This is a genomic window from Desulfobotulus alkaliphilus, from assembly GCF_007830435.1.
GTDB classification, from domain to species: Bacteria; Desulfobacterota; Desulfobacteria; order Desulfobacterales; family ASO4-4; genus Desulfobotulus; species Desulfobotulus alkaliphilus.
Map to the genome: position 1 here is coordinate 1 of NZ_VLLC01000006.1, position 14,886 is coordinate 14,886.

A 14,886-nucleotide genomic window follows, 5' to 3' on the forward strand; every position below is an offset into this window, starting at 1 on the left:
TCACTTTCAAATAGCCCCGGAGCCTTGCAACAATACGAAGCTGCTGCAATTACAGCATTGGCAGTTCGAAATAAATTGTGCTGAATAATTACAAAGTTCAGTCACTATCTCCACCTAAAAGGGCAAACTGTGTCAAAAGATACAACACTTTCCGCTGCTTGCAAGGCCTGCCCTTGACAAGTACATTTTTCACCCCATTTTTTGTCGGAAACTGAAACCATGTGCAGGCTTTGTTTTTCAATAGTAACACAGCAAGGAGAAAAAGATCCATGAAGCAGGAAACCCATGCCTTCCAGACCGAGGTGAAGCAGATGCTCCACCTTATCATTCATTCCCTATATTCCAATAAGGAGATTTTCCTACGGGAACTGATCTCCAATGCATCGGATGCCATAGACAAGCTGAGGTTCAAATCCCAGACCGAACCGGAAATCCTTGGAAGTGACACGGATTTTTATATCCGCATCACGCCGGATAAAGAGAACAAAACCCTGACCATAGAAGATAACGGTATCGGCATGAGCTTTGAGGATGCCGTTGAAAACCTCGGCACCATAGCCAAAAGCGGCACCGCCGGTTTCATGGAAGCCCTGGAAGCCACCCGAAAAGAAGGGATGCTGACTCCGGAGCTGATCGGGCAGTTTGGCGTGGGCTTTTATTCCTCCTTTATTGTGGCGGAAAAAGTAGTGGTGGAAAGCCGGGCTGCCGGTGCGGATAAGGGCGTACGCTGGGAATCCGAGGGCAGCGGTGAGTATTCCGTGGCAGAACTTGAAAAGGAAAACAGGGGAACCCGCATCACCCTCCACCTGAAGGACGGAGAAGAAGGCGACCTCAACTTCACCGAAGAATGGACCATTAAGGATATCATCAAGCGCCATTCCGACTTCATTGCCTATCCCATTCTCATGGAAACGGAATCCTACGAGCCCATTCCCGAGGAAGAACAGGAAAAGGACGAAGAGGGCAAGGCAAAGGAAACCATGCGCAAGGTGCGCAAGGATGAAACCTTAAACTCCATGAAGGCCATCTGGGCCAGAAAAAAGGAAGAGGTTAAGGACGAGGAATACACGGAGTTCTACCGGCATATTTCCAAAAACTGGGATGAGCCTGCAGAAAAACTGCACCTGCATCTGGAAGGGGCTGTGGAATATGACGTGCTCATTTTTATTCCCTCCAAGGCACCCTTTGACCTTTTCCAGAGGGACAGAAGACATGGCCTGCACCTGTACTGCAAGCGGGTCTTTGTCATGGACGACTGCAAGGAGCTTCTGCCGGAATACTTAGGTTTTGTTCATGGTGTTGTGGACGCACCGGATCTGGATCTCAACGTCAGCCGTGAAATTCTTCAGCAGAACAGCCTTGTGCGCAATATCCGCAAAAACATTGTAAAAAGGGTCTTTGACCTGCTTTCCAAAATGGAAGAGGAAAAATACCTTTCCTTCTGGAAAGAATTCGGCCCCATGCTCAAGGCAGGCATTCCCACGGATTTTGAAAACAAGGAAAAAATTGCAGGCCTTCTGCGCTATCCCACCACAAAATCCGGTGAAAAACTCAAAGGCCTTAAGGAATATGTGGAAAACATGGCCGAAGGACAGGAAGCCATCTACTACCTTTCCGGTGAAAATCTCACGGCCCTCATGAACAGCCCCCATCTGGAAGCCCTGAAAGCAAAAGATTATGAGGTACTGCTCATGACGGACCCCGTGGATGAGTGGGTGGTGGACAGCCTGCGGGAGTTTGAGGGCAAACCCCTGAAAAGTGCCGAAAAGGGCGACCTTGAACTGGAAAAACCCTCCGAAGAGGTGGCCGAAAGTTTCAAGGGGCTCTTTGAATTCATCAAAAAGGAACTGGAAGAGGATGTAAAAGAGGTCAAGGCTTCAGCCCGGCTTAAGGAGTCCGTGGCCTGCCTTTCCGCCGATGCCTTTGCCATGAGTGCTTTCATGGAAAAGGTCATGCAGGCTTCAGGACAGGAAATGCCCAAACAAAAAAGGGTACTGGAGCTGAATACGGCACACCCTGTACTTGAGCGGCTCAAGGAACGCTTTAGCGCAGATCCCGCCGACCCTTCCATGAAAGACTGGGCTGCCATGATCTTTGACCTTGCCGTGGTCAGTGAGGGCGGCCGCATTGAAAACCCCTCCCGCTTTTCCAGGCTGGTGGGTGAGCTGATGGCAAAAACGCTGTAAGTTGAACAGGGGGCAGGCAGAAAAGGCCTGCTCCCTTTTTTAAGAAACTTGCTGGTGAACCATAAAACAAACACTGACAAACAAGGACGGGCAAGGACAAAAGACAGAAAAAACACGGACAGACAGGGACAGACAGAAATAAGAACTGGTTACAAACGAAACACCGTTATACTTCTGAGTAACTTGAATTTAGTTCTTTTAATTCAAAAGATTAAAAAATGGTCAATTATCCATCACTGATCGAAATTAGTTTGAATCCTGCACAAGTTACTCTATGACAAGACGCCGTAACGCGGCGTGGGTTGCTGTTCAGGACAAAATCAGGCAAAAGAAAAAAACACCTTAAAATCCAGTATCAAATTCAAACCTGTGAAATTTCCCCAGATTGTTTAAAAGCAAAAGGCTGAATTTTTTTAAGCTCTTTGTCTTCAGCTTTTTTTGCATTATAAAGATCCCACCTTACCTGAAGATTCATCCAGAAATCTTCAGACATATTGAAAAACCTGGCAAGTCTCAAGGCACTTCCCGGCGTAATACCCCTTTTTTTATTAACTATTTCATTGATTCTCTGATAGGGCACATGGATGGAATCCGCCAGTTCTTTCTGGGTAATCCCCATGGGCTTTAAAAACTCCTCCGACAGCATTCCGACCGGATGTGTCGGTTTTCTATGTGTTGGCACCCTGACCATAAAGCACCTCTTCTATCTGTGATAATCTGTTATTTCAACTTCATAAGGACCATCACCTGACCATTTGAAGCATACACGAGATTATGGACAACTGACTGGCATTCAATAAGCAAGCTGCAAATATTTATACCCGAAAAAACCAAAATTTCAGATGCATTCCTTTTTTATCTTGACCAAACAGACCCTACCATGATTTAAATATAAAATAATATTTTCATCAAAAAAATCAGCCTGCAAATATATTTACTAATAAAATCGAAACGCACTCGACAGGATATCTTCTGTTTCAGCCTTAATGACTAATGATCAGGTCATTTTATCTACGTCGAGTGGGAAATGATCTTTTTAGTATATCGAAACTCTTAAAGACAGAAGTTTTTCTTTATTCTAATTACCACTCTGGCTCAACCACTGTTTCACCCCTATCCTGTTCATGGATTTTGCTCAGGCTTCCCGACAGCTCCAAACTATGATCCGGCCGGATACCTGCCCCCTCCCTGAGGGAGAAGGTTAAAAAGGTATTTCTATTGCAAGAAATACCTTAAAAATCATCACAAACTTTAAGAAAGGGAAAAACATGAAAAGAAAAATATTACTTACCTTATTGATTATCTCTTTTACCCTGACTTCATCTGCCCTTGCCAGCTCTACCTTTTCCATTGGCGTAGGCTCCTTTACTCCCAAGGACGACGTCATGTCCAGCTTCGACACAGGCTATACCGTTACGGCAAGCTATGTAACGGCTGCCAGCGATCTTTTTGCCTATGGCGTTGACCTTGCTTTCAACCAGACAGAAGCTACAGGAAAAATTGGAGTATTTGAAGACAAGGTCACACTATCCACACTTGGGTTGGAAGCACTCATTTATATCCAGCCGAAAGACGCAAAGGTACAACCCTTTGTGGGGGCTGGCATAGGGCTCTATGTGAACAACCTTAATGCAAAACTTAACAATGTTGAGTACTTTGATGATTCAGGAAGCGGTTTTGGTTTTGTCGGGAAAGCGGGACTGCGCCTTTTCCTTGACAACAAATTTTATATCGGCGGATATGGAAAATATTACAGCAACGATCAGGACTTCGAAAACTATGACAAATCAAAAACAACACATAATCTCGGTGGTACATGTTTTGTCTTTGAAATAGGTCTTAAGCTCTGATATCCGCTTAGCAGAAATATCGCAGGTTGAAATAACAAGCCAGGCAAACAGAAAGCGTTATCAATCCATACCTTATTCCCCCATCTTCCCCCGGTGAAGATGGGGATAGTAAAAGTCCAGAATCTCCCGGTAATCTTTTCCCGCTTCAGCCATTCTTCTGGCTCCCCACTGGCTCATGCCCACACCGTGACCGAATCCCTTTCCCTGAAAGTGAAAAGAACCCCGTTCATGGCGCAGGGTAAAGTCCGTGCTTTTCAGGGTCATGGGCCCCACACGGGTACGGAAACGGCCTGCAGGCATGCGCAGATCCCCCCGGCTGCCTTTAAAATCAAGAAAATGAACCCTGCCCGAAGGCGTTGTCCCCTCAGGCCTGATTTCCTGAATGCGGCCAAGACTGCGAAGCTCGGGCAAAAGCTGCATCAACTCCCTTTCCGTAAAGGAAGATTCCCAGAAACCATTGGGGGTATTACGGCTCCATGGGTCTGAAACGGCCCTCAGATAGGGCAGTTCTCCTCCCCAGAGAATTTCTGCAGACTCCGTGAAACCACCGCTGTCCGCATGGAAAGCCGTCAAAGCCGGCTGACCGGCCCAGACCAGCACCTCGCCCCTTGTGGCATCCACGGCAGCGCTGCTCCTTGCATCCTCCCGCTCCGTGGAAAAAACCTGGGAGCGGACATCGGACTTTACATCATAGGCTTCATAGGCCCTTTTTCTCATCTGATGGAGGGCATAGGTTCTGGCGGCCACGGCCTGGGCTTTCAGGGCTTCGGCTGGCCATGAAGGTGGCATTTCAGCAGGCACAACGCCCTTGAGATAGCTTTCCATATCCAGCATGTTCACCAGAAGCAGACGCCCCCCCGCCCCGCTGACCCGCAGCCTGCCCCGATGCCTGCGGCCATCCAGAGTAAAAAACTCCCCGCCATTTTCCACCATCAGGGGCTGCCCCGCAAGGCGGCCATTGACCCGGAGCCTGCCGTCATTTCCCAATTGCAGGACCAGTCTGTCTCCGGAAAAAAGGTAATTGCCCGTTACCATATCCCTTACCCGGAGTTCCTTTCCGGTCAGCTGCACACGGTTGGATGAAGCAGAAAGGGCCACCCGAATTCCGTCTCCGCCCGCAAGAAGGGGCAGGGGCTCTTCCCCCTTGAGATAGCGCCAGAAAGCACCTGCGCTCTCCCTTCTCGGGTGATCAGGAAAAAGTGCCACAAATTCCGCAAAACTCTGAAATGCCTTTCTTTTATCCCCACGCTCCATGGCCACTACGGCCCTTTCAAAGCGGATATCCCCCTGCATACGGCTTCCCGGATATTTTTCCAGTGCCCTGTCCAGCGTCTTTTCCGCCGTATTAAAATCCTTAAAATACAAAGAATGTATCCGGGCCTCCATCCAGAGAGCCTTTGCCCGGTCTTCGCTGCTTTCAGAAACCGCTGCCCAGGAACGCAGAATATGCAGGGCCAGAACCGGCTGCTCACGGTTCAGGGCAAGACTGACCTCTTCGGGCATGGCTGCAGCAGACAAAGGGCACAGCAGCACACACAAAAAAGTACAGGTTAAAAAAAACGGAAACTGCCGGACCGTGTTCCCATGAAAAACCCTCATCGTCTGCACCCTTTTTCCCCTGTAACAAGCCATGTTCCTGAGATTGCCTTATCCATTTCTTTCATGTAGAAAAGAAAGTCTAGGGATAATGGTTTTTGACCTCTTTTACAAGAAATCCGGCATCAAAAAAAGGAAAAGCACCATGCTTACCTCCATGGTGGGAAAAACCGGACGCAAAACCCTTGCGCTGCTGGACTACGCCACCCGCATTTTTGCCCTGTTCTGGCGACTGCTGCATTTAAGCCTTTTCCGCCAGAAAGAAGGCCGCCTCATGGTCCGCAGGGGCATTGTGGAACAGATCTACTTTACGGCCGTTCAGGCCCTGCCCATTATCATACCCATCGCCCTCATTGTGGGCATCCCCACCATTCTGCAGCTGGCCATCCTCTCCGGCCAGCAGGAGGCGGGACGCATTGCCGTCATCCTTGTGGTAAGGGAACTTGGCCCCATCCTCACGGCCCTTGTGGTGACCCTGAGATCTGCCACGGCCGTAACCATTGAACTTGGCTACATGCGTGTACTCAAGGAAATCGAAGCCCTTGAGATGGCAGGCATCGACCCCCTGCGGCTGATATGCCTTCCCCGCCTTGTGGGCATCACCGTGGCCATTGTCTGCCTTTTTGTCGTTTTTAATGTCGTAGCCATTGCGGGCAGCTATGTTCTGTTATTCACCTTTACGGAAGCCAGCATTTCCCAGTTTCTGATCAGCTTCAGCCAGGCCATTACGGGCATTGATATCATCGCAAGTTTCACCAAGGCCTTCTCCTTTGGCATCATCATTTCTCTGGTCTGTATCTACAGAGGCCTTTCCTGCCACAGCAACTTCACATGGATTGCCATCAATACATCAAAGGCTTCCATGGAAAGCTTTTTCTTCTGCCTTGTGGCCAATATTTTCATTACGGTGGTTTTTTATGGATAAGGTACAGGGTTTTTCCATAGAACTGAAGAATATACGCCTTGCCACGGGCAGCCTGGAACCCTTTTCCTTTGACCTTGCACCGGGGGAAGTCTGTGAGATTCAGTCGGACTCTTCGGATCATGCAAGGAGCATCCTCAAGCTGCTGGCAACCCTGGAACGTCCTGCGGAAGGGATCTTCATGCTGGACGGAAACGAACTGGATTTTTCCCACTACCAGTCTCTTTTGCCCGTTAAAAGGCGCATTGCCTCTATCACAACGGATGCGGCCCTCATCACCAACCGCAGCCTGCAGGAAAATATTCTCATCGGCGAAGCCTGGTATAAAAACACCATGCAACCGGACATGCCACCCCTCTGCCGGGATCTCTGCCAGAAATTCCGCATCGAAGAGAGGCTGCACCTGCGGCCTGCGGCCACAAGCCCCATGGAGCAGCGGGCGGCCATTGCCGTACGGGGCCTTGCCAAGTCCCCCGGCCTCATCCTTGTGGAAAGACCCGAGGATTTTGTGGGCAGGCAACGGAAAGCCCTTTTTCTGGATGCCCTGAAAAGCTTCAGTCGGCGGGGAGCCACCCTTGTATTCTGGAGCGATGATACAGAAACCGGCAGGAACTGGGCCACACGGAAGTGGATGCTGGAAGGACGAAATTTCAGGGAAATAACTCCCTAAAAAGCAACCTGCGCCGTGTTGCGGCATTTTGTCATAAAGTAACTTGTGAAAATACTTCAGAAGCAGCTCACGCCCTGTTAGGGCATCTTGTCATGGGGTAACTTGTGCCGGATTCAAACTCATTTCGATCAGTGATGGATCATTGGTCTTTTTTTAAGCTTTTGGATTAAAAGAACTAAATTTAAGTTACGGAGAAGCAACCCACGCCGTGTTACGGCGTTTTGTCATAAAGTAACTTTTGAAGTTACTCAGAAGCAAAAAACGACGCACAGCGACGTCTTATCCTGGAATAAATTGCTGTTCTCAGAAGGAGAATCATATGGATCTGGAATTCAGCCGCAGGGAGCGTGTGGTGGGAACCTTTGTGGTGGCCATTATGGTACTGCTGGTGTCCACCCTTTTCATTCTCGGAAGGGGCAAGGGCTGGTTTGAAAGGCACATCAGCTATTACACAATTTTTGAGGAAAGCTACAACCTGCAGCGGGGAGCCGCCGTAAAACTCTTCAACACGGATGTGGGCCGGGTGCGCAGGGTCACGGTAACGGGTGAGCATGTCCGGGTGGATCTGGAGATACTGGAAGCCTACAGTTCCCGCATCCGAGAAGACACCATCGCCACCGTGGAAAGCCCCACCCTCATCGGATCGGAATATGTGTCCATACGCACGGCAGGCCGCAGCGATGCCCCCCTTGTTCCCCATGGCGGAGAAATTTTCTCACAGGAAAGAAAATCCATATCCGATCTCATTGCGGAGTTCGAGATAGAAAAAACCGCAAAAATGGTCATCGGAGCGGTGCAGGATCTTTCGGAAATGGCAAGCGCGTTCCGAGACCCCAAGGGGCCGATATTCACGGCCATGGACACGGTGAATCTGATTTTAAAGGAATTGCAGGAAGGTAAAGGAACCCTTGGCTCCATTCTGAAATCCCGTGAACTGATGGAAGAAATCCATGCCCGCATGGCAGAGGTCAGTGCCATCCTTGTCCATGTGGAAGAAGCTGCGGGCAAAACCCCTGAAAGCGTGGATCTGGTCAACGAGAATCTGGCTCAGCTCAAAGCCATGGGAGAACGTCTGAACAGGGATATGGACACCATCATGGAAGGTCTGCATGGGGAGCTGGACAAAATTTCCCGCATGATTGATGATATTGCCGCCGCAGGCAAGGATGTACCCGCCATCACATCCAACACCCGGTCCGGGATACAGGAAGTGCGGGAAAGTCTGAGGGAGCTGGATAAGGTGGTCACTTCCGTTCAGCAGAATATTCTTATCCGGGGCAATATTCCCCAGGAAGCACCGGGGGTGGCCCTGGAGGCGGACGGCAGATAAAAATTAAAATAAAAAGTAACTGTTCAGCACGGTTTTCCAAGTACCATATCTGCCAGACAGATGCACAGGCCCCAGGCTATTTGCACGTGACGCAATCTTATTCGGGAGCTTCTTGCCCTGTGCGGAAGCGGCAAAAACTCCCCGCCACAGGCAGGATAAGCTTTTTGATTACCATGGCAGGCCTTGGTACGCTGCCTTTGTGGCGGCTCAGACAGTTTGCCGCTTCTTTCGCACAGGCCTGCAAAGCTCTGGTCCGAAACGATTGCAATGTCACTTGCAAATAGCCACGGAGCCTTGCGGCAGTACGAAGCTACTGCAACTACAGTATTTGCAGTTCGGAATAAGCTATGCTGAATAATTACAATAAAAAAGGACAAGCATGAAAGCCATAAGAAAGCAACTGGGCAACCCCGTACTCGCCATTGTCATTTTATTTATCATCCGCCTTATCAGTGCCACCTACCGCTACAGAACCAGAGGGCTGGATAAGGTGCTGGACAGACTGGAAAGGGGAGAAAAACTTCTCATCTGCCAGTGGCACCAGCAGTTTTTTCCTGCCATTGCCCGCTATGGAAGGTGGTTCAACCGTTTTAAACCGGGGCTGATGATCAGCCGGAGTGAAGATGGCAGAATCATTGCCAATGTGGCAGAACGGGTGGGCTGGCATACGGTGCGGGGATCTTCCACACGGGGGGGCAGCGAAGCCATGGCAGAGATGATCGCCCACATCCGGAAAACCGGCTTGGGCGGCCATATACTGGATGGCCCCACAGGCCCCATCGGCATCGTTAAACCCGGAGCCATCCGCATTGCCCAGCAGAGCCAGGCCCTGCTCCTGCCCGTCCTGCTTACCGCAGAAAAACGCTGGCAGGCCGGAAGCTGGGACCGTTTTATCATCCCCAAACCCTTTTCCACGGTGATCCTCAGCTTTGAAGAACCCCTGAGTCCGCCGGATATGGACGCAGACCCTGAAAGCTTTGAAGGGGTAAGAAAGGCGCTGGAAGAAAAAATGGGACCGGGGCTTTACTGATTTACAGGCTCTGGTTTACGGGTTCGGGCAGTCTTTAGGGTCTTTAGGGTCTTTAGGGTCCTTAATGAAAGCAAGCACCAGAGGTCTGCCGAGTTTAGAGCCTTTAAGATCTTTAAAAAAGACCGTGGGGGTAAAAGGTGTTGTAGGGGCAGGCCCCTGTGCCTGCCCGTCTTTAAGGTTGTGCAATACGCCTGCCCGCAGACAGGCGCAGGGCTTCTTATTTCGTCTTTTCCAACCGCACCCGCACGGAATGGGCGTGGGCTTCAAGCCCCTCAATGCCCGCAAGGTGCATCACATCTTCGGCCTCCTTCATAAAGGCCTCCCTTGTATAAGATATCAAGCTGGATTTTTTCACAAAATGATCCACTCCAAGGGCAGAGGCAAAACGGGCTGTACCTGCCGTGGGAAGCACGTGGTTGGGCCCTGCAATATAATCCCCCATGGGCTCCGGCGTATGGGTACCGCAGAAAATGGCACCGGCATTGCGGACCTTTCCTATCCATGGGAGGGGATCTTCCATGAGCAGCTCCAGATGTTCCGGTGCCAGACGGTTGGAAACATCAAAGGCCTGCTCTAAGGTGTCCACCACAAGGATGGCTCCGAAATCCCGCAGGGAAGCTTCCGCCGTGTCCTTTCTCGGAAGATTTGCCAGCTGCCTGTCCAGCTCAGCCAGCACCTCTCTGGCAAAGGCCGCATCCGTTGTCACCAGAATGGCCGAAGCCATGGTGTCATGCTCGGCCTGGGAAAGAAGGTCGGCGGCAGCATAGGCGGCGGGAGCTTTTCCGTCACTGATCACAAGGATTTCCGAAGGACCGGCGATCATATCTATGCCCACCATGCCGGAAACCAGCTTCTTTGCCAGCGTCACCCAGATATTTCCCGGGCCCACAATCACATCCACCCTGGGAACCTGCTCCGTTCCCCAGGCCATGGCCGCAATACCCCAGGCACTTCCCGCCCGGATCACCGCATCCATTCCCACCTTACGGGCCGCCACCAGAAGATGGGGGTTCACGGAACCATCCGCCATGGGTGGGGTGGTCATGACCACCTGCTGAACACCGGCAATGCGTGCGGGAATTCCTCCCATGAGTACGGAAGAAACCAGCGGCGTCATACCTCCGGTGGCTCCGGGAACATAAACCCCTGCCGCATCCACGGGTTTCACAAGCTGACCCAGCATGACCCCGTCTCTGGGGGTGTCAATCCATGAATTCTGCACCTGCCTTCTATGGAAGGATGCAATCTGCTCCACGGCCCTGTCCAGTGCCCTCATAAAATCAGGACTGACCATTTTTTCTGCGGCATCGAACTCCGCTTCCGTCACACAGAGGGCATGGGCCGCCAGATCCGGTGCATCAAAACGACGGGTATATTCTAAAACCGCCTCGTCACCCCTTGTGCGGACATCTTCAAGAATACCGACCACCTGGGCTGTCATTTCTTCCGTTTCTCCAAGGCCTCTGGCCACAATGGCCTTAAGCCTTGCTTCGGCTTCGGCCGAAGGATATTTCAGCATTTCCATATGTAAAACTCCCGTTAACCAGACAGGTTAAAATTTCACCCATTTAAATGAAGGTATACACCAGAGCTTTCATAACACAGGAAGGGTTTTAAGGTAAGACTATGCACACAGGATAAATGAGTATTGACAAGTTTTTTTCATCCGGGGATAAACGGCAGGCATCAGAGGCAAAGCCCAAAAAAACACATCTCCATCCCGAAAGGGGGTTTTCCATGACAGAGCGTATCCACAATTTCAACCCCGGCCCCGCAGCCCTGCCCCTTTCCGTACTGGAGGAAGTGCAGGCGGAAATGCTGCATTTCAAAAATTCAGGTATGTCCATTCTGGAAATCAGCCACCGTTCAGAACTCTTCGGAGAAGTCCTTGCCAGTGCCAGAAACAGGGCCAGAAGACTTTTTAATCTGCCGGACAACTACCGTGTACTTTTTATTCAGGGCGGTGCCAGCCTGCAGTTTGCCATGGCACCCATGAACTTTCTGGGTCCCGAAGACAGGGCGGATTACATCAATACAGGCACCTGGGCCACCAAAGCCTTTGAACAGGCCTCTCTTCTGGGGAAAAAGGTCCGTTATGCCGCTTCTTCCGAGGAAAAAGCCTTTTCCTTTATTCCCAAAACCGCAGACCTTGACCCAAAGGCCCGTTATGTACACATCACATCCAACAACACCATACGGGGTACCCAGTGGCAGCATTACCCGGATACGGGAGAAGTGCCTTTGGTATGTGATATGTGCTCGGATATTTTCAGCAGACCCGTACCCGTGGAAAAATTCGGCCTCATCTATGCGGGAGCCCAGAAAAATCTCGGACCTTCCGGCCTCACGCTGGCCATTATCCGGGAGGATATGCTGCACTGGAATCCCGATGCCGTCATGCCCACCCTGATGCGCTACAAAACCTATTCCGATCATTATTCCATGTACAACACCCCGCCCTGCTTCGGCATCTATGTGGCGGAAAAGGTCATGGCATGGCTGGAAAATGAGATCGGCGGCCTTGAAAAAATGGCTGCCCTGAACAGGGCCAAGGCAGAACGCCTTTATCGGGCCTTGGATGCCACGGACTTTTATCAGGGCACAGCAGAAAAGGAAGACCGCTCCCCGATGAATGTCACCTTCCGGCTGAAAAACACGGAACTTGAGCCTGTCTTCATCAGGGAAGCCCTTGCCGCAGGATTGGGCGGACTCAAGGGACACAAAAGTGTGGGCGGATGCAGGGCATCCCTTTACAACGCCACGGGTATGGATGCCGTGGAAAGCCTTGTGAATTTTATGGATGATTTTGAAAAAAGAAAGGGGTAACTGTTCAGCACAATTTTCCTTTGGTAAATCGGATACCTTTAATCAGGTGCATAGACAACCGGACCATTTGTTCGTGACGCAATCTTATTCGGGAGCTTCTTGTCCTGTGCGGAAGCGGCAAAAACTCCCCGCCACAGGCAGGATAAACTTTTTAATTACCATGGCAAGCTTAAGCACGCTGCCTTTGTGGCGGCTCAGACAGTTTGCCGCTTCTTTCGCACAGGCCTGCGAAGCTCTGATCCGAAACGATTGCAATGTCACTCACAAACAGCCCGATTGTCTTTTTGTGGAGCCAAGGCTTTGAAATTAATCCACAATTTTTCATGATAAAATGTACTGAATAATTACAGAAAGGGCTGAATAAGTCCGGATGCGGATAAGGGCATAATAAAACCAAAGGACCGACGCATATGACCTAAGCAGATACAATCATCAGGCAGACCCAGTATATTGACACATCTGTGCAACATACGTACTGTTATCGTGTACATCATACAGGGAGGCAGGCAATGACCATACAGACAACATATACCCAGGCCCGTGCAGGCCTTGCGTCTTTACTGGATACGGTCACGGATAACCGGGAAATTGTCATTATCCAGCGCCGTGGGCGGGAAGATGTTGCCATGATAAGTGCCGACGAGCTGTCCGGCGTGCTGGAAACCGCCCATCTTCTCAGATCCCCTAAAAACGCAGCAAGACTTATCAAAAGCCTTGAGAGGGTCCGTGAAAAGGGGCACCCGTAAAGGGTGCCCCTACACAAAACAGGGCCGTAAAAACCATTCGTAGGGGCAGGCCTTGCGCCTGCCCGTATTAAAGCCCGCACCATGGGCCTGACAACAACCGGAACAGCAGGCTGTGGCTGAGTCAGGGTAGTAATCAGAATACAGATTTAATACCTGTAATCAAAATTTATGCATCGTGCTTATTGCTGTTCACCCAGATTTTCATTTTATCGGCTTCTTTGATCAGTTCATCCCTGAAATCCGGATGGGCCAGATTAATCAGCTCCTCGGCCCGCTGCCAGGTGGATTTACCCTTGAGCATGGCAATGCCGTATTCCGTGGCCACATAGTGGGTGATGGATCTTGGCACCGTGACAATGGCTCCGGGTTTCAGGGTGGGGACAATCCGGGATTTCAGGTTGCCGTCCTTGTCCTTGTAGGTGGAGGTGAGGGCAATAATCCCCTTGCCTCCTTTGGAATTGAAAGCACCGAAAATAAAGTCAAACTGCCCACCGGTACCGGAGATCTGACGGTATCCCGAAGACTCTGAGCAGACCTGAGAAAAGAGATCCACCTCAACGGCATTGTTGATGGCAACCACCTTGGGATTCAGGGCCACAATCCTTGGATCATTGACATAGTTCACGGGGTAGGATGCGCCTGCGGGGTTCAGGTGGAGAAAGTCGTAGAGTTTTTTAGTACCCATGGCAAAGGTATAGGCCATCTTGAAATGGTCAATGTTCTTGTTTCTTCCCGTCACCCTTCCGGCCTCATAAAGATCCACACAGGAATCCACCAGCATTTCCGTATGGATACCGATATCCTTCAGGTCACTTGCTGCAATCATCTCCCCAATGAGGTTGGGCAGGCCGCCAATGCCCAGCTGGAGGGTGGCACCATCTTCAATTTCCTTAAGAATATGTCCGGCAATTTTCCGGTCAACATCCTTGCCCGGTGCAGGCGGCACCTCTATCAGGGGGAAATTGCTCCCTTCCACGATATAATCCACCTTGGATACATGGATGGACTCAAAATTTCCGCCCAGGCAGTAGGGTACATTCTCATTGATCTCCACCACAATTTTCTTTGCCTTGCTCAGGTTGGCTCCGGTTACGGAATTGGCAAGGCCGAAATTGAGAAACCCGTTCTTATCCATGGCCGATGTAGTAATGAAAGCCACATCGGGCTGGATGTATTTTCTGATGAACCGGGGACTCTGGTGATAGGTGATGGGCACATAATTGCATAGGTTCTGATCATGCAGCCGCCGTGAAATCCCGCTGAAATGATAATCTGAAACCACAACATGCTTTCTCCCCGGATCCTTTTCTATCACCTTGGGAAACTGGGTAAAGCATACTCCCCTCACCTCAAGACCGTTCAGCTCGTGGATTCTTTCCGCAAGGGCCTCATCCAGCCTGCGGGGGAAAAGAACAAACTCACCGTAAAAGACATGGTCACCGGACTTGACGACTTTTACGGCATTTTCCGCACTTGTCAGTTTTGACTTGTATTCACTCACTACGTTTACGGCCATGGGTTTTCTCCTTATAATAAACTTTATTTTTTTGTTCCTGCCCGAGAGCAGGAACACTGACTCTTAATTATGAAGCAGGATTCATACACCATATTATTTTTTTTTTAAACTATAAAATCTGAAACTTATATTTTTTATGGATACCGCAGGCAGGGCAAGGCCTGCACGGCTTTTTTCCCGCATACAAAAAAGGACAGCAGGACTGTCCTTTTTT

At 50.3% G+C, this 14,886-nt stretch carries 12 protein-coding genes; 8 read left to right on the forward strand and 4 right to left on the reverse strand.

Annotation, left to right across the window (positions count from 1 at the left end; translation table 11 throughout):
* The first annotated feature begins 269 nt into the window (after nucleotides 1–269).
* A complete protein-coding gene (gene htpG / locus LZ24_RS05080) occupies nucleotides 270–2,186 on the forward strand; it encodes a molecular chaperone HtpG (protein WP_144683021.1) in 1,917 nt (638 codons plus the stop codon).
* Between the two features lie 361 nt (nucleotides 2,187–2,547).
* Here htpG and LZ24_RS17920 read toward each other — a convergent pair whose 3' ends face one another.
* Nucleotides 2,548–2,877: a HigA family addiction module antitoxin gene (locus LZ24_RS17920; protein ID WP_144683023.1), complete on the reverse strand. Its 330-nt coding sequence runs from the start codon at nucleotides 2,875–2,877 to the stop codon at nucleotides 2,548–2,550.
* 577 nt (nucleotides 2,878–3,454) lie between these two features.
* Between LZ24_RS17920 and LZ24_RS05090 the strand changes: the two genes are divergently transcribed.
* The gene (locus LZ24_RS05090) at nucleotides 3,455–4,036 is read left to right on the forward strand and encodes an outer membrane beta-barrel protein (protein WP_144683025.1); all 582 of its coding nucleotides are present in this window, start codon (nucleotides 3,455–3,457) and stop codon (nucleotides 4,034–4,036) included.
* 72 nt (nucleotides 4,037–4,108) lie between these two features.
* On the opposite strand, the gene LZ24_RS05095 is transcribed toward LZ24_RS05090, so the two are convergent.
* A complete protein-coding gene (locus LZ24_RS05095) occupies nucleotides 4,109–5,539 on the reverse strand; it encodes a SpoIID/LytB domain-containing protein (RefSeq protein WP_186442945.1) in 1,431 nt (476 codons plus the stop codon).
* Nucleotides 5,540–5,777: 238 nt separating this feature from the next.
* On the opposite strand from LZ24_RS05095, the gene LZ24_RS05100 reads away from it, so the two are divergent.
* The 4 genes from LZ24_RS05100 (at nucleotide 5,778) to LZ24_RS05115 (ending at nucleotide 9,584) form a co-directional block, all read left to right on the forward strand.
* Nucleotides 5,778–6,557, forward strand: coding sequence for an ABC transporter permease (locus tag LZ24_RS05100; RefSeq protein WP_186442946.1), 780 nt, complete (start codon nucleotides 5,778–5,780; stop codon nucleotides 6,555–6,557).
* On the forward strand, nucleotides 6,550–7,224 hold the full coding sequence (locus LZ24_RS05105) for a P-loop NTPase family protein (protein ID WP_144683031.1): 675 nt from the start codon (nucleotides 6,550–6,552) through the stop codon (nucleotides 7,222–7,224). The genes LZ24_RS05100 and LZ24_RS05105 overlap by 8 nt, the downstream gene beginning before the upstream one ends.
* 319 nt (nucleotides 7,225–7,543) lie before the next feature.
* Nucleotides 7,544–8,554: an MlaD family protein gene (locus LZ24_RS05110; RefSeq protein ID WP_144683033.1), complete on the forward strand. Its 1,011-nt coding sequence runs from the start codon at nucleotides 7,544–7,546 to the stop codon at nucleotides 8,552–8,554.
* Nucleotides 8,555–8,933: 379 nt separating this feature from the next.
* Complete coding sequence (locus LZ24_RS05115; protein WP_144683035.1) at nucleotides 8,934–9,584, forward strand: lysophospholipid acyltransferase family protein; 651 nt, start codon at nucleotides 8,934–8,936, stop codon at nucleotides 9,582–9,584.
* A gap of 217 nt (nucleotides 9,585–9,801) precedes the next feature.
* Here the strand turns inward: LZ24_RS05115 and hisD are convergent, their stop codons facing one another.
* Nucleotides 9,802–11,109 (reverse strand): histidinol dehydrogenase, encoded by a 1,308-nt coding sequence (gene hisD, locus LZ24_RS05120; protein WP_144683036.1) that lies wholly within the window; start codon nucleotides 11,107–11,109, stop codon nucleotides 9,802–9,804.
* 212 nt (nucleotides 11,110–11,321) lie between these two features.
* On the opposite strand from hisD, the gene serC reads away from it, so the two are divergent.
* Together serC and LZ24_RS05130 are read left to right on the forward strand one after the other, a co-directional pair.
* Complete coding sequence (gene serC, locus LZ24_RS05125; RefSeq protein WP_144683038.1) at nucleotides 11,322–12,410, forward strand: 3-phosphoserine/phosphohydroxythreonine transaminase; 1,089 nt, start codon at nucleotides 11,322–11,324, stop codon at nucleotides 12,408–12,410.
* A gap of 509 nt (nucleotides 12,411–12,919) precedes the next feature.
* Entirely contained in the window at nucleotides 12,920–13,156 is a 237-nt protein-coding gene (locus LZ24_RS05130) for a type II toxin-antitoxin system Phd/YefM family antitoxin (RefSeq protein ID WP_144683040.1), read from the forward strand.
* Between the two features lie 166 nt (nucleotides 13,157–13,322).
* Here LZ24_RS05130 and LZ24_RS05135 read toward each other — a convergent pair whose 3' ends face one another.
* Complete coding sequence (locus LZ24_RS05135) at nucleotides 13,323–14,672, reverse strand: acetyl-CoA hydrolase/transferase family protein (protein ID WP_144683042.1); 1,350 nt, start codon at nucleotides 14,670–14,672, stop codon at nucleotides 13,323–13,325.
* Between the last annotated feature and the right edge of the window lie 214 nt (nucleotides 14,673–14,886).

Coding starts and splice junctions, on each gene's coding strand:
- htpG (WP_144683021.1), top strand. CDS start 270: ATGAAGCAGGAAACCCATGCCTTCCAGACCGAGGTGAAGCAGATGCTC.
- LZ24_RS17920 (WP_144683023.1), bottom strand. CDS start 2,877: ATGGTCAGGGTGCCAACACATAGAAAACCGACACATCCGGTCGGAATG.
- LZ24_RS05090 (WP_144683025.1), top strand. CDS start 3,455: ATGAAAAGAAAAATATTACTTACCTTATTGATTATCTCTTTTACCCTG.
- LZ24_RS05095 (WP_186442945.1), bottom strand. CDS start 5,539: ATGCCCGAAGAGGTCAGTCTTGCCCTGAACCGTGAGCAGCCGGTTCTG.
- LZ24_RS05100 (WP_186442946.1), top strand. CDS start 5,778: ATGCTTACCTCCATGGTGGGAAAAACCGGACGCAAAACCCTTGCGCTG.
- LZ24_RS05105 (WP_144683031.1), top strand. CDS start 6,550: ATGGATAAGGTACAGGGTTTTTCCATAGAACTGAAGAATATACGCCTT.
- LZ24_RS05110 (WP_144683033.1), top strand. CDS start 7,544: ATGGATCTGGAATTCAGCCGCAGGGAGCGTGTGGTGGGAACCTTTGTG.
- LZ24_RS05115 (WP_144683035.1), top strand. CDS start 8,934: ATGAAAGCCATAAGAAAGCAACTGGGCAACCCCGTACTCGCCATTGTC.
- hisD (WP_144683036.1), bottom strand. CDS start 11,109: ATGGAAATGCTGAAATATCCTTCGGCCGAAGCCGAAGCAAGGCTTAAG.
- serC (WP_144683038.1), top strand. CDS start 11,322: ATGACAGAGCGTATCCACAATTTCAACCCCGGCCCCGCAGCCCTGCCC.
- LZ24_RS05130 (WP_144683040.1), top strand. CDS start 12,920: ATGACCATACAGACAACATATACCCAGGCCCGTGCAGGCCTTGCGTCT.
- LZ24_RS05135 (WP_144683042.1), bottom strand. CDS start 14,672: ATGGCCGTAAACGTAGTGAGTGAATACAAGTCAAAACTGACAAGTGCG.